Source organism: bacterium (genome assembly GCA_021372615.1).
In the GTDB taxonomy this organism is placed as follows: Bacteria; Armatimonadota; Zipacnadia; order Zipacnadales; family UBA11051; genus JAJFUB01.
On sequence record JAJFUB010000130.1, the window covers coordinates 1 to 21,764 of the forward strand.

Genomic DNA, 21,764 nt, shown 5'->3' on the forward strand with positions numbered 1-21,764 from the left:
CCGATAGAAGTGCGGCGTTTACACATGCCAGAGAATGGTTTATCATGAGGGCCGCAGGGAGTACGTCCATTGACAGCACAGAGGAAGATGGCAGCGATGCCAAAAGACGGGACCAACTCGAAGCCCCTAGACCGCGATCGCCTGGCCGAGGCCCAGCGTGTCAACGACCAGCTCCGCCGCCAGGGCGTGGGCCAGGTCGTGGCCTACGTGTGTCTGATGACCACCGGCGGCGACCCGGACAAGCGTACCGGCTTCTGGCATTTCTACGACAACTGGGAGGCCTTCACGCCCCTGGGGGCCGGCCCCAAGCCGGCCGATGACCCGGTGCTGTGGCAGCAGCGCAAGCCCGACGGCTCCGAGCACCACTACTACACCAAGGGGCACTACCTGCCGCTGTTCTACCGCTACTCCAACTGCGTCAACAACCCCCACTGGCAGCAGTACATGCGGTGGGTCATTCGCGGCGCGGCCGAGGCGCGGTTCGACGGCGTGTTCGTGGACAATGCCAGCTCGGAGCACTGCTACTGCCAGTACTGCCAGACCGGCTTCGCGCAGCACCTGCGGTCGCGGTACACCCCGCCGGAGATCAAGGAGCTGTTCGGGGACGACCCGTCACTCGCGACCGACGGCAAGGGCCTGCGCGGCGCGGAGACGGCGATCTTCTGGGGAGAGAGCATCCACCGCTTCCTGGCCATGATCCGCGAGGAGGGCAGCAAGGTGCGCGGCTCCTTCTTCGTCTTCCCTAATGCCCTGCAGGGCCGCCCCCTGAACCTGGAGGGGATGGTCCGCGACTGCGACCTGGGCATGTACGAGAACTCCGTGGGCACCTATGGCACCAACCCCGGCCGCACGCGCTCTCATGTCATCGCCGGGATCTTCGTGTCTCACACCAATGACAACATCTTCGCCCACCAGGTCAGCGCCGCTGCCGGGGCGCCCTGCCGGTCCGCGCTGCTGACGCGCCCCGGCTACCCGAAGGCCGACCCCGCCTGGCGCATGAACGAGCCCACCGCCGAGCTAGGTCTCGCCGAGGCGGCGGCCTTCAGCGGCGGGGGCTGCTTCCTGCATGACTCGCCCCGGACCCGTCCGGACCTCGCCCCCGCGCGGACGAAGTACAACGCCTTCTCTGCGACCCACAAGACCTGGTACGAGGGCACCTGGCCGTGCGGCAGCGTCGGGGTGCTGACGATGCTCAGCGCACCTCTGCTGGGCGACCGCCAGCACGTTACCGCGGCACAGAGCGTGCTGGAGACGCTGCTGGCGGGGCAGATACCGGCTGACCCGGTGGTAGAGCGGGGACTCGGTACTGACCTGAGCCGCTATCCCGTGCTCATCGTGCCGGCGGTGGCCAGCCTGCCGGAGGCGTGGCTGCAGAAGCTGACTGCGTACGCCGGGGCCGGCGGCCGGCTGATCATCTCGGGGCAGCCGGCGACCGCCACCCTCGATCAGATCGGTCGGCCGCGCGATGCCGCTGCGGTCGCGGCATTCCGCAAGCTGGGCACGCCCCTGCCCGACGACCTCTCCGAACTGTCGGGGCCGCGAGGGCCGCTGGCCGACTATGTGCTCACTGACCCCGCGCGGGCCGCGGCCCTGCGGATGGCCCTGTATGCGGACAGCCCGACCAGGCCCCGGCGGCTGACGCTGCACCTTGTGAACTATGATGTGATGCTAGGGGTGCAGGGGGGGCAGGTCGGGACGCTCACGAGCCTGCCGATCCGTCTGCGCCTGCCGGGGGCTCAGAGGGTGCGGAAGGTGACTCTGGCCACCCCGGGCGCGCCGGACCAGACCGTGGCGTTCAAGCAGGCCGCCGATCGCGTCACCTTCTCCCTGCCGCGCCTGGACATCTACGCCGTGTGCCTTGTGGAACTGGAGGGCTAACCATGCAGCCGGCCGTGCTGCTTCTGCTGTTCCGCCATCTGCACTTCTTCGTGGTCGTGAGCGACCTGCCCCAGCCGCCTCGCTTGCATCTGGAGACGAAGCAGTACTACACCTACGCCGATCCGCTGCGGGTGACGGTGTATGGCCAGGAGGGCGAGCAGGTGCTCAGCGCCGTCGTCCCCATCGGGGGGACACTGGACCGCCAACTGCCCGCGCCTGCCCGTCCGCTGTACCTGGTGCAGGCCGACCCGGGCATGAATGGAGCCACCTTCGACTGCGACCGGCCCTGGGGCGTGATGGGTCGGGCCAACAACCGCATCGGCGTGAACGGCCCGGGGCCGGAGCTGTACTTCTACGTGCCGCCGGACTGCACGGAGTTCATCCTCGGGGCGCAGTCGGTCTCTCCCAACGAAGGCGGCCGAATCGTCATCTGCGGCCCCGACGGGGCTCAGGCGGTAGTGCTGGACGGTGAGCTGGACCGCGAGGAAGAGGCCAAGGTGCCGGTGCCCGTGGCGGCCCGCGACGCGATCTGGTCGCTCAAGTGGGGCAAGGCGGAGACATCCCCGGCCGGACTGGACGACCTGAACTTCTGGCTCGATGGCGGCCTGCCTCCGCTGCTGTTCCCACGTCGGGAGTGGGCGGAGCAGTACGGCAAGACGCTGTGGGAGCGTGACCGGGCGGCACAGGCGGGGTGATCTGCGCGTGCGTGACAGCCCGTGGAAATCCGTAGAACTACGAATGCAAACCGCGAAAGGGTACGAATTGGTTGGATGTAGGGAATGTGCTTGAATGGCACCAGGCTGCGTAGGAACGGGGATAGGGGAGGAAGGGATGGTGGGAGCCATGTCACGGCACAGAGCGCGAGCCGGCGCGAAGCTGCCCGTAGCGCACACCCGGGCTCTCGGACAACTCCACCACGAGCTTGCCGAGAGTCTGGAGCACATGGCGGAGCACATCGGGGCCGTGGACGTCACGACCAACAAGCCGCGGGACACACGCTATCACCTCAACGAAGCACTCGAAGCGGCCTCGGCGTTGCGCACGACTCTCCAGCGTATTGACCAGCACTGCGTAGCAATGGAGTCGCGCCTGCGACCGCGGTTGTCCAGTCACTGACCACGGGCGCCCGGCAGATGACGTGCCCCCCTGGGCGCCTCACCCGCGCGTGCAGGTCGCGCCCCCTGGCGACGCGAACCCTCGTGACGCCAGGTCGCAAGACCTGGCGTCAGCCTCGCGTCCCAGGAGACCGCCATGATCCCCGCCCCGGACTTCGAGCGTGTCGCCACCGCCCTGCGTCGAGAGGAGCCGGACCGCGTTCCCCTGTGCGAGTTCCTCGTGGATCCGCCGGTCAAGGAGGCCTTCCTCGGCCGACACGTCGGCAACTCGCTGACCCGCGCCGACGACTACGATGTCGCCGCTGACGTCGAGTTCTGGTATCGCGCCGGCTATGACTTCATGCACCTGGCGCCCAACTACCTGGGGCTCTTTACGGGGGGCTGGAATGTCAGCGAGGGGGACTACAGCCTCTACGACGACCAGCCGGTGCAGAAGGCGTGGATGGAGGAGCACCAGAGCGTCATTCGGACCAGGGCCGACATCGAGAGCTATCCCTGGCCGGACCCGGAGACGGTGGACCTGAGCGACCTGCTCCAGGCGGCGAACCTGCTGCCCGAGGGCATGAAGCTGACCAGCGGCACCTGGGGTATCTTCGAGACCACCCGCGCCCTGCTGGGCTTCGAGGCCGTGGCCTATGCCCTCTACGACGAGCCGGGACTGGTGGAGGGGGTGCTCGAGCGGGTCGGCGACTTCCTGTTCCGCCTCTTCCAGCGGGTGCTGAAGCTGCCGAACCTCGGCGCCGTCTGGTTCGCCGACGACCTCTCCAGCGTGGACACGTACTTCGTGAACCCCAACTGGTACCGGCAGCACCTGTTCCCCTGGATGCGCAAGTACGGGGAGGCCGCGGCGGCCGCCGGACTACCGCTCATCTATCACTGCGACGGGACGATGTGGGAAGTGCTGCCCGATGTGGTGGACATGGGCTTCGCCGCCATCCAGCCGGTCGAGCCCAAGGCCATGGACATCGTGGAGGTCAAGCGGCAGTACGGCAGCCACCTGTGCCTGATCGGCAACATTGACCTGGGTGGCGCGCTGGTGCGCGGGACACCTGCGGACGTGGAGGCGGAGGTTCGGCAGCGCCTCGCGCAGTTGGCCCCCGGCGGTGGCTACATGGTCGGCAGCAGCAACTCCATCACCAGCTACGTGCCGCTGGAGAACTACCGGGCGCTGATCGAGGCCGTCTTCCGCTGGGGCTGGTACCCGGTGGTCGCCTGAAGGCGAACCTCACAACAGACGGCCGGTGAGCGCGCCCGCGTCTGCCCCAGTCACTGCGCAGGTCACGAGCGTGTGCAGCAACTCCGTGGCGCCCTGCACGCGTAGCTCCAGGTAGTTGTCCGTCACGCCCCGGAGCCATCCCTCGCCCTCGTCGGTCTGCAGCACGACGCCCAGCGTCTGCCCCACCATGCTCTCGGCAAACGCGGCCCGCTTGCGCTCGGACATCGCTCGCAGCACATGGTTGCGCGCCAGCGCCACCTCATGGGGCACCTGGTCAGGCATGGCAGCGGCGGGTGTCCCCCGGCGTGGCGAATAGGTGAAGACGTGCAGGTACGACAGCGGCAGGTCGCTCACGAACTGCCGTGTCTGCTCGAACTCCTCGTCCGTCTCTCCCGGGAAGCCGACGATGACATCCGCGCCGAGGCCGGCTGCCGGCTGGGCCCCATGGATGCGGCGGACCAGCTCGGCATAGAGAGCGGCATCGTAGGGGCGGTTCATCCGTCGCAGCACGCTGTCACAGCCGCTCTGCAGGGGGATGTGCAGGTACCGGCAGAGTTCCGGCTCGCGGGTCATCTTGCCCTCAGCCATCAGGCCGACCAGTTCGGTGCTGACTTCGCAGGGCTCGATGGAGCTGAGCCTCAGGCGCTGCAGCTCGGGCAGCGCCAGCAGGCACCGCACTAGCGCCGTCAGGTCGGTCGGCTCGGGCAGGTCGCGGCCGAACTGCCCCAGGTGGGTGCCGATCAGCACGATCTCAGGATGGCCCGCCAGCGCCAGCCGCCGGGTCTGTTCGACGACCTCGTCGGGGGGCACGCTCCGGCTGGGGCCCCGTGCGTCGGGGACGATGCAGTACGAGCACCGTGCGTTGCACCCCTCTTGCACCTTGACGAAGCAGCGGGTGTGCTCGGCGAACCCGGTGATGAGGTGGCTGCCGTGCTCGCCGGGGTCAGCCCCCTCGCGACCCGGAGCGCGGGTCGTCGGGGACAGACCCCTGACCAGCTCCCCGAGGCGCTGCTTGTCCGCCATGCCGCACACGAGGCTGATCTCCGGGAGGGCCTGCAGCTCCTGGGCGGCCACCTCGGCGTAGCAGCCGGTGACGATGACGTGGGCGTGGGGGTGGGCTCGCTTGGCGCGACGGGCCAGGCGGCGGGTGTCGCGATCCGCGTGGTGGGTGACGGTGCAGCTATTGATGATGTAGAGGTCGGCGGGGGAGTCGAAGTCCACGATGGCGTAGCCGAGGCGCTGCAGTTGCTCGCGCATCTGCTCGGTCTCGTACTGGTTGAGTTTGCAGCCGAGGGTCTTGAGGGCGGCGGTGGGCATGGTTGCGCGCCCGGAAAAGGCTGTGGTATAATGACTACGAAGCGGGGACAGTCCCTATGCCTGCTGCGGCGTGGGCGCCAGCAGACATAGGAACTGTCCCCACATGCTATCGGGGGACCGACGCTAGACGGCCTTGCGCACCTTACCGGCCTTGATGCAGGACGTGCAGACGCTCAGGCGGCGGTTGCCGGCCTCGGTCTGTACGTGGACACGCTGCAGGTTCGGCAGCCAGCGGCGCTTGGTGTGACGCTGGGAATGGCTCACATTGCAGCCGGTCGAGGGCTTCTTGCCGCAGATCGCACACATCTTGGACATGACAGTCGTTCCTTCAAACGTGTGCACGCCCCGGAGGGCGTGCCGGTGTTGTTGGGCGGATTGAGACCAATAATATAGCATAGACGCTCTCTGAGCGCAAGCACGAGTCACTCGCTTTCCGACATGGCTGACTATCTCGACGCCGAATGGCACATCCCCAGATCCAGCTACGTCTCGGTGCGGCGTCCGCGCATCTCCGGGACGGCGCTCGTCGGCGGCCTGCATCTGGCCACCGGCAACTACGGCACCGCCTCCCCCTGGCGCCTGGCTGTCAGTGGGGCCGCCATCGCCGCGCTGCTGGGCATTGCCCTGGCCATGACGTACGTCGAGCTGTGGATCGTGGACCAGCTCACGGGGCAGACGCTGTCTGCCGGCCTGCTGGGCCTGAGCGGCGGGGGCGGCATGCCGACGAGCGAGGTCCTGGCTCTTGTCGCCCAGTTGCTGCCGATGCTCAACTTCCTGATTGTGTTGCGCCTATCGCCGATGGCGGGCTATCATGCCGCCGAGCACAAGGTCGTGTCCGCCATCGAGCGCTATGGCCGCCTGCAGTACGAGCAGGTCGTGGAGATGCCGCGGGCGCACCCGCGCTGCGGCACAGTGCTGCTGTTCGGGGTGCTGCCCACGCTGCTGATCGCGTATCCGTTGCTGTGGAGCAACCCGCTGGCCGCCGGGATCGTGGCCATCGTCGGCTGGATGCTGCGCTACCGCGTGGGTTACTTCATCCAGCAGACCTTCACGACCAAGCCGCCCACGCCGCGGCAGTTGGCCGCCGGCATTGCTGCCGGTGAGAAGCTGATGGCTCTGTACGCGCACGATCCCGACCGCCGCGTCTCGATCGCGCGCGGCCTCTGGACGCGGGGGCTGCCGCAGATGATCGTTGGCGTCATTGCGGGCAACGCCCTGCTGGCGGCCCTGCTGGAGCATCTGCATCTCTGGCTCGATTTCTAGACGCCCATCTCCCACCGTCTCTCACGAAGGATGACCTGATGACTCGCGACGCCATCGCCGCCGCAATCGCCGCTGCCGTTGCCTCCGCCCAGCAGTTGGGCCGCCTGCCCGCGCTGGAACTGCCCGACATAGAGATCGCCGTGCCGCCCCGGGCGGACATGGGCGATTACTCCACCAACGTGGCCCTGGTGCTGGCCAAGGCCGCCCAGATGAAGCCCCGCGACCTGGCGCAGGTGCTCGTGGACTGCCTGGACGCCCAGGCCGCCGGGTGTGAGCGCACCGAGATCGCTGGCCCCGGCTTCATCAACTTCTACCTGAGCTGCGACTGGCTGCACCAGGCCACGGCCGCACTGCTGGCAGCAGGCGAGCGGTACGGCCAATCCCAGGGCGAGGGCCGGAAGGTGCAGTTGGAGTTCATCAGCGCCAACCCTGTGGGCCCGATCCACATCGGCAACGCGCGCGGCGGGCCGTATGGCGACGTGCTGGCCAACATGCTCGCCGCCGTGGGCTTCGAGGTGCAGCGCGAGTACTACGTCAATGACGGCCCCTACAACACCCAGGCCCTGCTCTTCGGCCTGTCGCTGCAGGCGCGCTACCGCGAGTTGCTGGGGCTGGACCACAGCTTCCCCGAAGACGGCTACAAGGGGCAGTATGTCGTCGAGATGGCGCAACAGCTCGTCGAGCGGCAGGGCGAGGCCCACGCCGCCATCCCCCAGGACGAGGCGGGGGCCTACCAGTTCTTCCGCCTGGTGGAGCCGGGGATCGTCGCCGACATGCGTCGGGTGGTCGAGCTGTTCGGCATTCGCTACGACAACTGGTTCCACGAGTCGGACCTGTACGAGCAAGGCGCCGTGGCGGCCGAGATCGAGCGCCTGCTGCGCACCGGGGCCGCGTACGAGAAGGACGGGGCCACCTGGCTGCGGACCGGCGAGCATGGCGACGAGGAGGACCGGGTGCTGGTGCGCAGCGACGGTCGCCCCACGTACATCGCCTCCGATGCCGCCTACGCGCGCTACAAGTACGAGCACTTCGATCTGGCCATCTACATTCTCGGTCCTGACCACGCCGGCTACGTGCCGCGGCTGAAGGCGGCCATTGAGGCGGGCGGCATTGATCTGAGCCAGGTGGAGATCATCGTCCACCAGACGGTGCGTCTGCTGCGCGACGGCGAGCCCGTGCGCCTGTCCAAGCGCCGCGGCGAGATCATCGGCCTCGATGAGATCGTGGAGGAGGTCGGGCGCGACGCGGCTCGCTTCTTCTTCCTGACGCGCTCGGTGGACTCCCACCTGGACTTCGACCTCGACCTCGCCAAGAAGCAGAGCGACGAGAACCCCGTGCATTACGTGCAGTACGCCCACGCGCGCATCTGCAGCATCGAGCGGATGGCCGACGAGCGCGGCTTCACGTTCGGTGAGCCCGACCTGTCGTTGCTGACCGCCCCCGATGAGATCGTGCTGATGAAGGTGATCGCCGAGTACCCGCACGAACTGCGCCTGGCGGTCGCGGCGCGGGCGCCTCACCGCCTCACAACGATGGTGCGCGACCTGGCGACCGCCTTCCACCACTTCTACACCAACTGCAAGGTGCTCGACCCCGAGCAGCCGGAGCTGTCCTCGGCCCGTATGGGCCTCGTCCGGGCGGCACGGCAGCTCCTGGCGAACGAACTGCACATGCTGGGGCTCGACGCACCGGAACGGATGTAGCGGCCACCTATGCCCGCCTGCGCAATGTCCTCCCGCCTCGCCTCGCTTGCCGGCCTGAGCCTGCTGCTCGCGGCGGTGCTGCTGCCCTCGGCGCCGGAGCCGGCCTACGCACAGACGCCGGTCGTCGTCATCGCGGGCGACTATCTGGGCGAGAATGGCCTGCCGAACCAGCAGAAGTCCGACGCCTGCAGCCAGCGGGTCGTGAAGCTGCTCAAGCTCGCCCACGTCCCATACGTCGTGACGCAGGACTCGCAGGTCGAGCGTGAGGGCCTGCCCGCCGCTGCGGTCGCGATCCTCCCCTACAACCGGGCGATGACCGACGCCGAGGCCGCCCACGTCTGCCGCTTCATCGCGGATGGCGGCAAGGTCATCGTCTTCTTCGCCGCCCACGACGCCATCCTCGAGCAGATCGGCCTTCGCCGCAGTGGTATGGCGGCCGCGGGCGCCGCCGACCCGTTCACCGGGTTGGCGCTGACCGACCAACTCGTGGGCGCACCCGCGACCGTCGGCTGGGCGCCCGAGCAGGTGGCCATGGCCGAACCGTTGGCGGGGGTCACGCCGCTTGCCATGTGGCAGACGAAGTCGGGCGCGATGACCGCCTTCCCCGCCGTGCTGGCCCACGACAACGGCGTCTACTTCACTGGCGACCCCCGCAGCCTCGCCGGCGTGCCCGGCGCCCAGTTGCTCCGCGCGCTGATCGGGCGGCTGGTTCCAGCAGCGTGGGGCGCGATGCTCCCCACCGACCCGGCGGACCTCGGCCCCCTGGGGCGCTTCGCCTCTCTGGCGGAACTGCACGCATATGTGGCGCGGCAGGCAGAGGGCAACCCGGTCTATGCGGAGGCGCTGGCGCAGGCGACTGCGGCTCAGAGGCTGCTGGCGGACATCAAGACGGCGGTCGAGGGCGGGGACATCGCGGGGGGGCTGGCCCTGGAGGCGGAGGCGCGACAGGCCGCCGAGCGGGCGTTGTGGGCGTCGTACCCGTCCCTCCCCGGCGAGCTGCGCGGCGTCTGGATGTCCAACTACGCCGAACCCTCGTGGGCTGTCGCTGCCCGGCATCTGCAGGACGCGAACTTCAACGCGGTCTTCCCGTACATGATGAGCGGTGGTGTGGCCTTCTACCCCAGCAAGGTGCTGGCGGTGCACCCCCGCGTGAAGAAGCATGGCGACTCGCTGGCCGAGGCCGTGGCCGCCACACGGGCGGTCGGGTTGCCCCTCCATGCGCGCATGCTGAACCTGTCCACGATCTTCGCTCCGCCCGAGGTCGTCTCGGCGCTGCGCAAGGCCGGCCGGCTGATGGTCACATCGTCGGGCAAGAGCAGCACCTGGCTCTGCCCGACCAACCCGGCCAACCGTCGGATGGAGGTCGCGGCGGCCCTGGAGATGGCCTCCTATGGCGTCGCGGGCATTCAGTTCGACTACCTCCGCTATCCGTGGAAGGACACGTGCTGCTGCAAGCGCTGCCGAGCCGCGTTCGAGCGAGACCTGGGCGTGCGGGTAGCGCGCTGGCCTGGCGATGTCTTGGAGGGCTGCTACCGGGGGCGGTTCGCCGACTGGCGGCGCGAGCAGCTCACGAGCCTGGTCGCCGAGATCTCACAGGCGTTGCGGCGAGACTACCCCCGGCTGCAGATCTCCGCAGCCGTCTTCCTCAACTGGGAGGACCACCGCGACACCTTCGGCCAGGACTGGGTGGCGTGGATCGAGCGGGGCCTGGTGGACTTCGTGTGTCCCATGGACTATACGCCCAGCATGGAGCGCTTCGAACTGTACGTGAGTCGGCAGGAGAAGTGGATTGCGGGGCGGTGTCTGTGGGCGGCGGGGCTGGGGGTCTATGCCGACGACATGAAGTACGGGGGGCCGGAGACGGCGGTGGAGCAGATCCGCGTGGCGCGCGAGCATGGCGCCCGCGGCTTTGTCATCTTCAACTACAGTCCCGATCTCGTCCGGGACTACCTGCCGTGGCTGGCGCTGGGGGTCACGCGCGAGCCGACGGAGTTCGCAGTCGCCGGCCGGTAGGGCCAGCTACTCCTGCTGCTGGTCCCGGGCGCGCTCCATCCACGTCTTGATGCGCAGGCGCAGGGCCTTCGCGGCCCGATCCCACGGTCGCAGCAGCACCGTATCCACGTTGCGCAGCGCCGCCTGGTTCTCGATGAGGTCCAGCATCGCCACCGGCGGCAGCGATACCTCCTTCACCTCGTCCTCATCCCGGCGATAGCGCAGCGCGAGCTGGCGGTCGCCCGGCCAGTAGTAGAGGTAGAAGAAGGCGTAGCCATCGGCAGCGGCTGGGTGGGCGTAGATGATGTGGCAGCGCCTGCTGGACATACGTGGGTAGCGAAGCTCCTCCCGGAACGCGCCTTAGCATAGCGCAAAGCGGCGGCCTCTTCAAGCCCCCCTCAGAGGCACAGCCGGCGCCGAGGCGACAACAGGGAGGAATTCGCCTCACCGCCGCGAATGACCTTCCCGCCGAAGTAGCTCACAACGGGAGTGTGTAACCCATGAAGGTCGGACTGAGTGCCATCATCACGCCTGCGGAGTGGTCGTTCGATGAACTGCTCCAGCAGGCCGCCGGTGCCGGATACGAGGCGCTGGAAGTGTGCCTGAGGGACGAGGGCGAGATCAGCCTGAAGACCTCCGAGAGCGAGTTCCAGGCGTTGTCCGGCCGGGCCCGCGACGCCGGCATCGAGCTGTCTTCCGTCTGCGCGTCGGTGCGCGAGCAGCCCAAGAACATCATGACCAACGATTGTGAGATCTGGAAGAGCAGCCTGGACACCATCCGGCGTTGTCTGGACGCCACGGCGGCGCTCGGCGTGGACACCATGCTGCTGACCATGGGCGCCCTCACCGACGAGCTGTACTACAACGAGGCGTACGCCAACGGGCTGAAGGCTCTGCAACTGATCGCGCCCCACGCCGAGGAGCTCGGGGTCAATGTCGCCGTCGAGTACGTCTGGAACAAGTTCCTGCTGTCGCCGATGGAGTTCGCCCGCTTCTGCGACGACGTCGCCAGCCCGCGCGTCGGCCTGTTCTTCGACACCGGCAACATGGTCGTCTTCGGCTTCCCACAGCACTGGGTGCGCATCTGCGGCAAGCACCTGATGAAGGTCCACTTCAAGGACTTCAAGCGCCAGGGCTACGAGTGGACGCCGCTGCTGCAGGGCGACGTGAACTTCCCGGCGGTCATGGCCGAGCTGCGCAAGATCGGTTACGACGGAGCGCTCCTGTCGGAAGTCGCTCCTTCCATCGCCTCGCTCGCCGACACCGCCGGCCACATCCGGCAGATCATGGCGACGTAGAGCTGAGGGTCGAGGGTGAAGGGTCGAGGGTCAAGGGTAACGGCCACGGCAAGCGTGGACGCCGTTCCCCTGAACCCTCGACCCTCAACCCTCCACCTTCTCATTCGCCCACGTGCGCCAGATCGCCCACCACTCCTGCAGGTCAGCCGCCTGACAGTGCCTCGCCTCCGGAAGCTCGGCGAGTTCCTTGTCACATGTCAGGGCGTCGTACAGAGCCCCCACCTCTACCGCACTCACCGTCGCATCCCGCCCCCCATATGACAGCAGCGTCGGACACCTGATCCCCGGTGCGAAGCCGCTGAGGTCGAAGTACGCCAACTGGCGGGGGAGGTGGCTGCGGAAGGCACGGTAGCGGAGTTCCACCGCCCGCAGCTCGGGCGAGGTCGCGGCGCCGGTGGTCTCATCGGCGTAGCGCGGGCCGGGCAAGGGCTGGTGAGCGGCCACGAACGCCACCTCGTCGGGGACGAGGGCCGCCAGGGCCATCGCCACGCCGCCGCCGCGGCCCTCACCGACCAGCCCGGCGCGCAGATGGCCGGGCCGGGTGCGCTGCAGCAGCAGCGACAGTCCGCGCCGGGCTGTCAGCACGCCCGCGTACATGGGGTGGTGCGTCGGCTCGGGCCCGAGGTCCGCCTGCGACCACATCGCGCCCACGTCCACGACCAGCCAGCTATGGGTGGGGCTCGGGGTGAACAGGTCGGCATCCGCGCGGTCGAGCAGGTAGATCACGGGCGGCAGTGTGGAGGCCGAGTCCAAGTGACACCGCACCTGGCAGGGAACGAAGCCCGGACCGGCGAAGGAGAGGGTGTCGGACTGCCAGTTGGCGCTCGCCGGAACGGTCTGCAACTGCACCAGAGCCCGCTGCCAGAAGGTCTCGAAGTCGGCGGGCTTGACGGCGGCGCCGCCACGTGCACAGACCGCGAGATAGGCTATCACCCACAGGAACAGAATCTCATGGCGCGACATGGTCATCACCACCTGACGACGCTGCAGTGCGGCCAAGGTGTCTCTCGGATCGGCCGGCTGCAGCGGCGTAACGCCGGGGCGACAACCTGTAACGTTCCGCTGCCGCCTGCCCTGCGGGGAACGCGGATGGTGGTTGCGAGATGGGTGCCGGTGGCGCTGAGCGTGCTGCTCACCGCGACGCTGTGGGCCGCGCCGGTGACAGCGTATGTGCGCGGACCGGGCGGGAAGTGGCTCAAGACGCAGGCGAACCAGGAGGGGGGGCGCGTCACCGTGTCGCTCAAGCCCGAGCAGATCGGCGGGGGCGAGACGGTCGTCATCGTCAGCAAGCCGGCGTGGATGGTGCTCGAGGATGAGGAGGCGCCGCAACTGGCGTGGCTGAAGCTCAACGGGACCAACATCAAGGCCGAGGGTGGCGACCTGGGCACCCTGGGCGCCTTCCCGGCCACCGTGGCCCTGGGCCTGAAGGACAATGCCAACCCGCTGAATGCGCAGGGGACGCGCGTATCGCTGCCGACCGAAGCCGGGCCGGCCAAGGTGAATGTGTCCGAACTGGGCCCGCCCAAGCCCAACGGCCGGCTCAGCTTCGAGATTCCTCAGCTTCCCCCGGGCGAGTACCAGGTACTCGTGTCCGTGCCGGACATGTCGCCTCAGGCGAATGCCCTGCGGGTGGCGCTGCACTTCCGCATCATCGGCTTCGCTGTCAGCCCGGACTCGCAGTCCATCCGCATCGGTACGCCCGGCGGGGCGTTCACCCTCCGGGCGCAGAAGACCGGCGAGTTGCAGATTGCCGACACCGCCGCCGCGTTCCTCAGTACCGGCATCGCCGGGCAGTACCTGTACATTGACAAGATCGAGCGGGTCGAGACGCTCGTGGACACACCGCGCAGCGCCACCGGTCCGCAGATCAAGACCATCCGCGCGTATGTCCTGCCCGGTGAGACGGACAAGAAGGAGGACGGGGCGAAGCTGGCGCGGCTGGAGTACGACCTGACCGTCCGGGATGACTTGCCGTGCCTGCTGGTAACCAGTCGCACCATCAACCTGGGCCCCAAGCGTGAGGTCTACACCTGGTGGGGCTGGCTGCCGGGCGCCAAGTGGGTGGACGCGGTCGGCGAGCACGAGTGGGCCGGGGCGTACAAGGATGTCGGGAAGGTGGGGTGGGTGTTCCTGCCGTCCACGGCTGCCGCCAAGGGTGCGGACGCAAAGCCAGGGATCGGCTGGATCGCTCCGCACGTGTTCGGCGAGAGCCGCTTCAACACCATGCTCCTGTACACCGACCCGCGCAGCATCCCTACCGAGACCAACCAGGGCGTCGAGATTCGCTTCGCGATCATGTCAGCAACCCAGGTGTCCGAAGTCGCCGCAGCGGCCGAGAAGATCAAGACGCTGGGGTTGTGGTAGGGAGTTGGGGGTTGGGCATTGGGGATTGGGCACTGGGGACGGCAACGGCCCTCATCTGCCGTTGCCCCTGCCGTTCCCAATCCCTAATCCCCAATCCCCAATCCCGCACTTACAATGACAGCACGAGTGATCGCACTACTGATCGTTGCCTTCACCGCCGGCCTGGCCTACGCCGAGGAAGCCGCCCCGCCGCCTGCCGTCCACTACCCCCTCGACACCATCCGCAGCGATCAGGACCTGCTGGGGCGACTGATGTGCCCCTGGGGAGCGGGGCTCCCTGGCTACCCTCGGTACAACGGCACCCGCATCCACGCCGGCCTGGACTTACGCGCGACCCTCGGTGAGCCGGTCCTGGCCCTCGTGGACGGCGTCGTAGACCCCCGGAGCGACACGCTGCACTCCGGCTACGGGCCGGGATGGACGAAGGGCTGGGTGATGATCGTGCGCTCCCCGCTACCGGATGGTGGCAGCTTCCTGATCGTGTACGGCCACACGCAGAACCACCGCGTCGTGGGCGGGACGCCGGTCAAAGCCGGGGACGTGCTGGCGGAAGTCGGACCATGGCTGGCAAGCGAAGGTGGGCCGCACCTGCATCTCACGGTGCGTATGCCGACGACCGCCGGAACTGACGGGGACCTGCCGCGCTTCGGGTGGGGCACGCCGACGCTGGCCGGCTGCCCCGTGCGCGAGGGGGCTGAGAGCGCTGCGACGGAGGAAGACCTGGTGCGGCTGGGCTACCGCAACCCGCTGACGACGCTATGGAGTGGTCTGGCGAAGGACGCCGGCGGGGGAGAGTAGATGGGGGGAGATGTGGTACGCCCGACACTCCTGTCGGGCGCATCAGATCATCCGCCCGACAAGCGTGTCGGGCGTACCGGCACTGCGTGTCGGGCAAGAGTGTCGGGCGTACCCCACCCCCGACCCCCGTCCCCCTACTCCCTCTCCAACTCGTGCTTCTGGTAGCGGGTCATGATCTCGGGAATGGGGAGGACGGCGACGGGGGATTGGCGGAGCATGTCGCCGACCGAGCAGAGCTTGAAGCCTCGGGCCTGAGCGCCCTCGATGATCAGCGGCAGTGCCCGGACGCTCTCCATGCTGCCCTGGTGCATCAGGATGATGCCGCCGGGGCGCAGGTCGCGCAGGGCGTTGGCCGCGATCTCCTCCGGCGACGGGCGCAGCCAGTCGTTGGTGTTGTTGGTCCACAGCACGACGGTCGAGTTGGCCGCGGTCGCGGCGCGAAGAACGTCGCGCGCCAGGCCGCCGCCCGGCGGGCGCATCAGCGGGGTGGGCTTGCCGGACACCTTGCCGATGGCCAGGGCCCCGGCGCGGATCTCCGCCAGCGCCTCGGCATCCTTGACCTGCCCCAGGCGCGGGTGACCGTACGTGTGGTTGCCGATCTCATGTCCGTCATCGGCGATGCGCCGCAGCAACTCGGGGCACTCCTCGACTTTCTCCCCGACGACAAAGAACGTGGCGTGAACGCCGGCGCGGCGCAGGATGTCGAGCATCAGCGACGTGATGAGCGGGTGTGGGCCGTCGTCAATGGTCAGGCCGACGGAGTTGTCCGACACGGGGACGTGGACGACGACGCGGGATAGCGCGGCCGCCTGCAGGCGCGGGTCCTGGCGGCAGCTCTCGCGCAGTTGCTCCCAGCCGTCGCGCACCGGCGCCGCGCTCCACGCGGTCTCGGGGAGCAGCCGGGCCACCTTGCTCAGCGGCTCGCCCCCCGCATAGTGCAGGAACTGCGGGGCGAAGCGCACCAGGCCGAGGCCGCCGAGGATGTCGCGCGCCTGCCTAAGACCGGCGGTGGCCGTCTCGAAGTCAGCGCGGTCCGCCGACACGGAGAACACGGGCTTGTGCACCGGCCCGGTGGCATCACGCCCGGGCACCACCGACCACAGGTCTATGCGCTGGAGATCCAGCGGCAACTGGAAGGCCACGCGCAGGGCGTTCACAGCGTCGTACTGCAGGTCGGGGATGCGGAACAGGCCGGTCTTCGTGTCACCGGCCTGGAGCTTCACGAGGGCCATGCGCCGGTCGTCTACGGTGGCGACCGCGACCTTGAGCAGCCGCTGGTGCAGCGGCAGCGACAGCAGCACGCCCACCAGCTCCGCCTCGGCTTCCGGCTCCATCCCCTTGGCGTACTCCTCGACCCCGTTACTCAGCGGCGCGAGCAGTTCGTCGGGCGGAGGTTGCAGGGCCGTGTCGGCCGGCAACGCCCCGAGCAGTTGCGGCACGAGACCCAGGAGGTGTTGCTCGACGAAGCGGAAGTCGGGGTAGACAAACGCGCTGGCACCATTGGCGACCAGCAGCGTGAGGAACAACGCGAGGCACGAGCCCAGGCAGATCGCGCGCATTCAGAGGCACCCGTGGACGCAGACATCTACAACCGAGGTCGCACGGCATAAGCCGTGCCCTACATGATACTATACCACCTTCAGGCCCCGAGACGCAACCCGGCCAAAGAAGGGGAAGCAGGGCCGGGAACCGGGACGTGCGAGGCGGGAGCAGCGTCCGCCTACCGCCCGCGCCACAGGCACGCCTCCTGCGGCTGGAGGGTCAGCTTGAACCGCACCCCGTCCTTGCCGGCCTGGGCCTTGACCGACGACGAGGTCACGCGGCCGTCGGGGCCGAGGCGGAAGCCGGTGTAGCTCGTGGCCTTCGTCAGCGGCACATGCAACTCGACCGCCTGAGGCTCGTTCTCCCAGTTGATCGCGAGCAGCACCGGCTGGCCGGCAGCGTTCACGAGGCAGCGGGCTTCGACGTCCTTGTCGGTCATCCGGCTCAGGGCCCACGGCTCGCCCCCACATGCCTGCTGCAGCGTCTCGGCGAGGACGTTCACGCGCTCGAGGCTCAGTGGGTCGGGGAGGATGCGCTCGGTGCGCGTGCGCTTCTGGTTGTCGCGGCTCAGTGGCAGTCCATGGCCATAGGCATCGCCGAGGAAGACGACGCGGCCCTTGCCGACCGGGTGGGACACACGGGCCGTCTCATCGGTCGGGACTTCGCGCAGGCCGCACAGGTCCAGGAGCGCCGGCTTGGAGCGCGGGAGGCCGACCTCATCCAGGGGCCCGACCTGGGAGATCACGATCACCGTCTTGCCGCTGGCTGCGAGGTTGCGCAGCAGGGCCGCCTGCCCGTCGGAGATGGCGTACGGGAAGGACACGACGATGGCGCGGTAGGACTGGAGCTGCCGGGTCTGCGCGGTCTCGAGGTAGTAGAGGTCCACGGGCACGCCGCGGCGGCACAGGGCGTACAGCACTTCCTTCTGCGCGACCGCAGCGTAGCGCGGGTCCTCCGTCGGCGTCGTCGCGACGGCCGGTGGGGCCGGAGGCTTGGCGTAGAAGCGCCAGAGGTCGTCGGCGGCACGCGAATGCAGGACGGCTACGAGCGGCGGAGCGTGCAGCCCGCCGAGCCACGGGTCGGCCTCCTTGAGAATCCCGTACACGCCCCGCACGCACGCGCGGGACACGTCCGAGCGGTCGGTGGTGCGGCTCTCGTCGGTGAGGTGCGAGTAGTGCCACCAGGCCAGCTCCTTCGCCCCGTGGGCGACGGCCGACAGGGCGCTGCCGTAGACCTCGACCGGATCCAGCTCGCGGTACTCCTTACGCAACCGGCTGGCTTCGAGCACGATGCCGCACTGCCGCTTCGCTGTGGCGGCGGTCAGGTGGGCGGCTGTCTCGGTGACGTACCAGTGGGTGCTGTCGCCCAGGTAGTTGTGGAGCAGGATGTACGGGTCGGTCGTGGGGAAGTCCACGTTGCTGACCGCCCCCATCCGGTCCCACGCGACGCCGGTGCCCCACCACAGGTCGCTGCAGATGGGCGAGACGCAGATGAGGCTGTCGGCCCGGATCCTGGGGTTGACGGCCTTGATGGCGGCGACGCTCCGGCCCATCCACTGCGCGGTGCTGTTGTACCGCTGCTGGAGGTACCGCAGGTACGGTGGCGTGGCCTCGGGGAAGTTGGCCCCGAGCGCGAGCTTCGGCAGGTGCTCGCCGTATGTCTTCCTGTACAGCGCCGTGCACACCGGGCAGTCGCAGAAGCTCGGAAGCTGCTGGTAGAACGCGGCAACCTTCGGGTCGCTGTGCTTGCTGTAGCGCTCCCGCAGCGAGCCGTTGGTCCAGTTGTACTCATCGGGGACGAGCGACAGCCCCGCGAAGTCGTAGGCCGCCGCGAGTGCCAGACTCTGCGTCCACGCCTCCCCCCACGGCCCGTTCACGCAGTTGTACTGCGGGAAGTTCGGGTCGCTCGCGTCCTTGATCGCCGGCTGCCCCGGCTCGCCGGTCGTGAGCCACACGCCGATGTTGTGGGCCTTCGCCTCGGCCAGGAAGCGCCGCACGTCGGGATTGCCCTGGCCGTCCTCGCCCTTCCAGAACGCCGGCGCGCCGGAGAGGTACGTATGCATGGCGTTGGCGTTCAGGTCGGCGTAGGTCCGGTAGATGGCTTCCTGGGCGGCGTGGTCGTTGCGGTCGTCGGGCTCGAAGCCGCCGTTCTTGAGCAGGTTCGCCCCGTCGGCCGGCCCGACGAACAGGTCGTCGAAGTACGCCGTGCCGGTGCGCTGCCGCACGAAGGCATAGACCCGGGCCTCAGCCAACGGCTTCTCCGGCTTGACGATGAACTCGCTATACTCCCAGTCGTGCGTGCCGGACGAGAAGGCGGCCGTGGGGCCATACAGGGCCGTGCCGTCGGCGTAGCGGAAGTCCACGTAGACCGAGTAGCGGAAGTCGCGCGGGCCGTCCGCGACACCCTCGGCCTTGCTCCAGCCGGCGATCTTGACCGGCTGCGGGCTGGTCTGGTCGAGCTTGACGACCTGCGACACGCCCCCGCCGCGGGCGGCGTCGGTGACGCTCACGCGGGCACAGGCCCGGCCGGAGTGCGCCGTAGCCTCGTGGAACTCGAAGCCCCCGGCGTACTTGCCCCAGTACGCGGTGGACAGCAGCGGCCCGGGAGGGCAGTAGATCCCGCGCCTGATGTGGCAGGGCTGGCCGTCCGCGCCGACCGGCTCATAGGCCAGGGCGGGTAGGGCCAGCAGCACAACCGAACCGACCAGCAACATCTTCATGCGCGATCACTCCCCTGACGTGACGAAGGGGCCGTCTTCCGACCCGCAAGTGGTTCGCTCTCGGCGCGCTCGTGCCCACGCCGTGTGTCGTCAGATGCGATGCATCGCCGTGAACACCGCGTCATGCTGCACGCGGATCTGCACCCCCAGCTTCGCCCCCACCTCGTCGAGGATGCTCGCCAGCTTCGGGATGCTCAGCTTCTCATCCAGCAGCTCCACGAGCATGATCATCGTGAAGTAGTCGCGCAGGATCGTCTGGCTGATGTCCAGGATGTTGACTTGGTTCTCGGCCAGCGCCGCCGTGACGGCAGCGATGATGCCCACGCGGTCCTTGCCCAGCACGGTGATGACTGCCTTCATGGCTTGCACCTACATCGTCGGAATGCACAGCAGCCTGGCATCTGCCCCCGCCAGTGTCGCCTGGCCAGGGTTGGCCGGGTCCACAAGCTTGAGGCTCGTGGACCGCGTGTTGCCGCTGCCGTATTCGCTGACCGTCACGTACAACCCCCGGCCGTCACTCGACCAGACGGGGTTCTCGTACACGCAGACAGGAGCGGAGCCCTCGGGGAGGATTTGGCGCGGCTCCCGGCCGGCCACCGGGACCAGCCAGAGTCCCCGGGGGTTGGTGAAGGCGACCTGCCGCCCGTCGGGCGACACCACGGCGCTCGTGATGTCCGTCTCCGCGTACGGCGGCAGGTCGCGGCAGGTCCTGGCCTCCCACAGCTTGCGCCCCTGGGGCGTGCTCTTGCCCGCCACGATGACCGTGGCGTAGCGCCCCTCGCGCTCGGTGGCGGCGGCGCGCCAGTCGGCGGCCAGCGCCCAATACGGTCGCGCCTTCGCCGAGCCGTCGGCCGCGGCGCTGTCCCACACCTCGGTCTCCTCGGGCAGGGCGTACCAGTAGTACGGCGGCTCGAGCATGAGCTTGTAGACGGCGATGAAAGCCCCCGTGCCCGGCAGGCGCACACGCAACAGCACTGCGCGCCCCGACGCCGTCAGCTCCGCCCGTTGCAGGCGCCAGTCTGTGCCGACGCCGAAGGGGTCGAGGTCCTTGAAGAACCGGTGGTTGCCGCCCGTGCGCACGTTGGCGACGTGCAGGGCGAACTGCACGAGATTGCCCGTGTCGTCGCGCTCCTCGACCGTCCACAGCACCAGCCCGCGGCCCAGTGCCCGCAACATGCCGAGGTGCTCCGCCGCCAGCAGTTCCGGCGGAGCCTTCACGTCGCCCTGGCACTGCACGCGCCCCTCTTGCACCCACAGACATGTCGGCGGGAGGGCCGCGGTCTGCGCATACAGGGGCAGGGCGGTCAGCAGGGCCGTCAGCGCCAATGGTGTTCGCATGTGTGCCTTCCCTGGTCGGCCTCAGTTGGGACAGGCCGCACGATCATCGCGGGCGGCCGCTGCCCTTGCACGCGTGGGGACACGCACGCCCACGCGACCATCCCCCCATCCCGCCATCCCCACTACTCCCACGGCCGCAGGATCACCTTGGCCGTCTCGTGCGTGGCGCACAGCTCCAGGGCCTCCTGCAGGCGGCTCATGGGCATGACGTGGCTGATGAGTAGCTCGATCAGCGGCGAGCGCTGGATGATCTGCATGATCCGGGGGAAGTCACACAGGTTGTAGTGCCACGACCCGCGGATCGTGAGGCCCTTGCGGATCATGTCGTTGCTGACCGTAATCGGCAGCGGCTCGAAGCACTCGCCGATGAACGCGACTTGCCCCTTGCGGCGCGCGGCGTCAATGCACAGGCGCTCGGCGGGCACGGCGCCCGAGCAGTCCAGTGCACAATCCACACCACGCCCGCCGGTCAGCTCCACGAGGCGCGGCAGTGTGGCCTCGTCGCGCGGGTCCAGCACATGCTCCACGCCCATGTCGTGAGCGCGCTGCACCCGCCACGGAGCCGACTCCACGGCGATGATCCGCGCCCCCCGATAGCGGGCGTTGACGATGGCTCCCAGCCCCACCGGCCCCAGCCCCGTGATCAGGATTGTGTCGAAGGCGCTGGTGTCCATCGCCTGCATGGCCCCGAACGACGGCCCCAGCCCACAGCAGGCCAGCGAGGCGTGCTCATAGGACACGCCGTCGGGGATCTTGGGCAGCAGCCAGTCGAGCTTGAGCAGCATCTGTGCCAGCGTGCCGCTCCCCTCCCTCGTGCCGTGCACGGCGGCGAAGTCGTAGCAGGACTGGCAGTGGATGTAGTCGCCGGCCCGACACAGGGCGCACTGGCCACAGGGCGTCTGGGGCATGACGACCACGCGGTCACCGACCTGCACGCAGCCCGGCCGCGCCACGGCGATGACCTCGCCGGCCGCTTCGTGGCCCATGTGGTCACACTTGGTCCCGGCGCAGAAGGCCTTGTAGTCTGTGCACAGCGGCGCGGCATGGACCTTGACGACGACCCAGTCGTCCTTCGGCTGCGGATCGGGCACTTCGACCAGGGCAGCTTGCCGGGGTCCGGTGATGACGGCTTTCTTCATCGTGATCTCCCTCGTTGTTGCATAGTTAGATTGGAGCCACCTGGGCTGGGGGCGCCGCGTCGTGCCGTGGGGCCCGCCGCAC

General features: G+C 68.6%; 19 protein-coding genes. 10 read left to right on the forward strand and 9 right to left on the reverse strand.

What is annotated here, in order from left to right; translation table 11 throughout:
* Positions 1-96 precede the first annotated feature (96 nt).
* The 4 genes from LLH23_19110 (at position 97) to LLH23_19125 (ending at position 4,209) form a co-directional block, all read left to right on the forward strand.
* Positions 97-1,878, forward strand: a complete 1,782-nt coding sequence (locus LLH23_19110; GenBank protein ID MCE5240574.1) for a hypothetical protein — start codon at positions 97-99, stop codon at positions 1,876-1,878.
* Between the two features lie 2 nt (positions 1,879-1,880).
* Positions 1,881-2,573, forward strand: coding sequence for a hypothetical protein (locus tag LLH23_19115; GenBank protein ID MCE5240575.1), 693 nt, complete (start codon positions 1,881-1,883; stop codon positions 2,571-2,573).
* 148 nt (positions 2,574-2,721) lie between these two features.
* Positions 2,722-2,994: a hypothetical protein gene (locus tag LLH23_19120; GenBank protein ID MCE5240576.1), complete on the forward strand. Its 273-nt coding sequence runs from the start codon at positions 2,722-2,724 to the stop codon at positions 2,992-2,994.
* A gap of 135 nt (positions 2,995-3,129) precedes the next feature.
* Entirely contained in the window at positions 3,130-4,209 is a 1,080-nt protein-coding gene (locus tag LLH23_19125) for a hypothetical protein (protein ID MCE5240577.1), read from the forward strand.
* 9 nt (positions 4,210-4,218) lie between these two features.
* On the opposite strand, the gene mtaB is transcribed toward LLH23_19125, so the two are convergent.
* The gene (gene mtaB / locus LLH23_19130; protein MCE5240578.1) at positions 4,219-5,526 is read right to left on the reverse strand and encodes a tRNA (N(6)-L-threonylcarbamoyladenosine(37)-C(2))-methylthiotransferase MtaB; all 1,308 of its coding nucleotides are present in this window, start codon (positions 5,524-5,526) and stop codon (positions 4,219-4,221) included.
* Positions 5,527-5,649: 123 nt separating this feature from the next.
* On the reverse strand, positions 5,650-5,841 hold the full coding sequence (gene rpmB / locus LLH23_19135; protein ID MCE5240579.1) for a 50S ribosomal protein L28: 192 nt from the start codon (positions 5,839-5,841) through the stop codon (positions 5,650-5,652).
* Positions 5,842-5,964: 123 nt separating this feature from the next.
* On the opposite strand from rpmB, the gene LLH23_19140 reads away from it, so the two are divergent.
* Genes LLH23_19140 through LLH23_19150 form a run of 3 tightly spaced genes read left to right on the forward strand, consistent with a single transcriptional unit; the run spans position 5,965 to position 10,505 of the window.
* Complete coding sequence (locus LLH23_19140; GenBank protein ID MCE5240580.1) at positions 5,965-6,789, forward strand: DUF1385 domain-containing protein; 825 nt, start codon at positions 5,965-5,967, stop codon at positions 6,787-6,789.
* Between the two features lie 38 nt (positions 6,790-6,827).
* The gene (gene argS, locus LLH23_19145; GenBank protein MCE5240581.1) at positions 6,828-8,492 is read left to right on the forward strand and encodes an arginine--tRNA ligase; all 1,665 of its coding nucleotides are present in this window, start codon (positions 6,828-6,830) and stop codon (positions 8,490-8,492) included.
* Positions 8,493-8,501: 9 nt separating this feature from the next.
* Positions 8,502-10,505 (forward strand): family 10 glycosylhydrolase, encoded by a 2,004-nt coding sequence (locus tag LLH23_19150; GenBank protein MCE5240582.1) that lies wholly within the window; start codon positions 8,502-8,504, stop codon positions 10,503-10,505.
* Between the two features lie 6 nt (positions 10,506-10,511).
* Here LLH23_19150 and LLH23_19155 read toward each other — a convergent pair whose 3' ends face one another.
* Positions 10,512-10,811 carry a hypothetical protein gene (locus LLH23_19155; protein ID MCE5240583.1) on the reverse strand — a complete coding sequence of 100 codons (300 nt, stop codon included), beginning with the start codon at positions 10,809-10,811 and terminating at the stop codon, positions 10,512-10,514.
* Positions 10,812-10,984: 173 nt separating this feature from the next.
* Between LLH23_19155 and LLH23_19160 the strand changes: the two genes are divergently transcribed.
* The gene (locus LLH23_19160; protein MCE5240584.1) at positions 10,985-11,782 is read left to right on the forward strand and encodes a sugar phosphate isomerase/epimerase; all 798 of its coding nucleotides are present in this window, start codon (positions 10,985-10,987) and stop codon (positions 11,780-11,782) included.
* A gap of 84 nt (positions 11,783-11,866) precedes the next feature.
* On the opposite strand, the gene LLH23_19165 is transcribed toward LLH23_19160, so the two are convergent.
* Entirely contained in the window at positions 11,867-12,745 is an 879-nt protein-coding gene (locus LLH23_19165; protein MCE5240585.1) for an acetylxylan esterase, read from the reverse strand.
* A gap of 126 nt (positions 12,746-12,871) precedes the next feature.
* Between LLH23_19165 and LLH23_19170 the strand changes: the two genes are divergently transcribed.
* Both LLH23_19170 and LLH23_19175 read left to right on the forward strand, forming a co-directional pair.
* A complete protein-coding gene (locus tag LLH23_19170) occupies positions 12,872-14,146 on the forward strand; it encodes a hypothetical protein (protein ID MCE5240586.1) in 1,275 nt (424 codons plus the stop codon).
* 126 nt (positions 14,147-14,272) lie between these two features.
* Complete coding sequence (locus LLH23_19175; protein ID MCE5240587.1) at positions 14,273-14,944, forward strand: M23 family metallopeptidase; 672 nt, start codon at positions 14,273-14,275, stop codon at positions 14,942-14,944.
* Between the two features lie 134 nt (positions 14,945-15,078).
* Here LLH23_19175 and LLH23_19180 read toward each other — a convergent pair whose 3' ends face one another.
* From LLH23_19180 to LLH23_19200, 5 genes are all read right to left on the reverse strand, one after another.
* On the reverse strand, positions 15,079-16,503 hold the full coding sequence (locus tag LLH23_19180; protein ID MCE5240588.1) for a polysaccharide deacetylase family protein: 1,425 nt from the start codon (positions 16,501-16,503) through the stop codon (positions 15,079-15,081).
* A 161-nt stretch (positions 16,504-16,664) separates the two neighbouring features.
* On the reverse strand, positions 16,665-19,205 hold the full coding sequence (locus LLH23_19185) for a hypothetical protein (protein ID MCE5240589.1): 2,541 nt from the start codon (positions 19,203-19,205) through the stop codon (positions 16,665-16,667).
* A gap of 90 nt (positions 19,206-19,295) precedes the next feature.
* Positions 19,296-19,565 carry an ACT domain-containing protein gene (locus LLH23_19190; protein MCE5240590.1) on the reverse strand — a complete coding sequence of 90 codons (270 nt, stop codon included), beginning with the start codon at positions 19,563-19,565 and terminating at the stop codon, positions 19,296-19,298.
* A 9-nt stretch (positions 19,566-19,574) separates the two neighbouring features.
* Positions 19,575-20,543, reverse strand: coding sequence for a hypothetical protein (locus LLH23_19195; protein ID MCE5240591.1), 969 nt, complete (start codon positions 20,541-20,543; stop codon positions 19,575-19,577).
* Positions 20,544-20,665: 122 nt separating this feature from the next.
* Entirely contained in the window at positions 20,666-21,682 is a 1,017-nt protein-coding gene (locus tag LLH23_19200) for a zinc-binding dehydrogenase (protein MCE5240592.1), read from the reverse strand.
* Between the last annotated feature and the right edge of the window lie 82 nt (positions 21,683-21,764).

Bases quoted from the DNA above. Each gene is read 5' to 3' on its own strand.
- LLH23_19110 (MCE5240574.1), top strand. From the start codon at position 97: ATGCCAAAAGACGGGACCAACTCGAAGCCCCTAGACCGCGATCGCCTG.
- LLH23_19115 (MCE5240575.1), top strand. From the start codon at position 1,881: ATGCAGCCGGCCGTGCTGCTTCTGCTGTTCCGCCATCTGCACTTCTTC.
- LLH23_19120 (MCE5240576.1), top strand. From the start codon at position 2,722: ATGTCACGGCACAGAGCGCGAGCCGGCGCGAAGCTGCCCGTAGCGCAC.
- LLH23_19125 (MCE5240577.1), top strand. From the start codon at position 3,130: ATGATCCCCGCCCCGGACTTCGAGCGTGTCGCCACCGCCCTGCGTCGA.
- mtaB (MCE5240578.1), bottom strand. From the start codon at position 5,526: ATGCCCACCGCCGCCCTCAAGACCCTCGGCTGCAAACTCAACCAGTAC.
- rpmB (MCE5240579.1), bottom strand. From the start codon at position 5,841: ATGTCCAAGATGTGTGCGATCTGCGGCAAGAAGCCCTCGACCGGCTGC.
- LLH23_19140 (MCE5240580.1), top strand. From the start codon at position 5,965: ATGGCTGACTATCTCGACGCCGAATGGCACATCCCCAGATCCAGCTAC.
- argS (MCE5240581.1), top strand. From the start codon at position 6,828: ATGACTCGCGACGCCATCGCCGCCGCAATCGCCGCTGCCGTTGCCTCC.
- LLH23_19150 (MCE5240582.1), top strand. From the start codon at position 8,502: ATGCCCGCCTGCGCAATGTCCTCCCGCCTCGCCTCGCTTGCCGGCCTG.
- LLH23_19155 (MCE5240583.1), bottom strand. From the start codon at position 10,811: ATGTCCAGCAGGCGCTGCCACATCATCTACGCCCACCCAGCCGCTGCC.
- LLH23_19160 (MCE5240584.1), top strand. From the start codon at position 10,985: ATGAAGGTCGGACTGAGTGCCATCATCACGCCTGCGGAGTGGTCGTTC.
- LLH23_19165 (MCE5240585.1), bottom strand. From the start codon at position 12,745: ATGTCGCGCCATGAGATTCTGTTCCTGTGGGTGATAGCCTATCTCGCG.
- LLH23_19170 (MCE5240586.1), top strand. From the start codon at position 12,872: ATGGTGGTTGCGAGATGGGTGCCGGTGGCGCTGAGCGTGCTGCTCACC.
- LLH23_19180 (MCE5240588.1), bottom strand. From the start codon at position 16,503: ATGCGCGCGATCTGCCTGGGCTCGTGCCTCGCGTTGTTCCTCACGCTG.
- LLH23_19185 (MCE5240589.1), bottom strand. From the start codon at position 19,205: ATGAAGATGTTGCTGGTCGGTTCGGTTGTGCTGCTGGCCCTACCCGCC.
- LLH23_19190 (MCE5240590.1), bottom strand. From the start codon at position 19,565: ATGAAGGCAGTCATCACCGTGCTGGGCAAGGACCGCGTGGGCATCATC.
- LLH23_19195 (MCE5240591.1), bottom strand. From the start codon at position 20,543: ATGCGAACACCATTGGCGCTGACGGCCCTGCTGACCGCCCTGCCCCTG.
- LLH23_19200 (MCE5240592.1), bottom strand. From the start codon at position 21,682: ATGAAGAAAGCCGTCATCACCGGACCCCGGCAAGCTGCCCTGGTCGAA.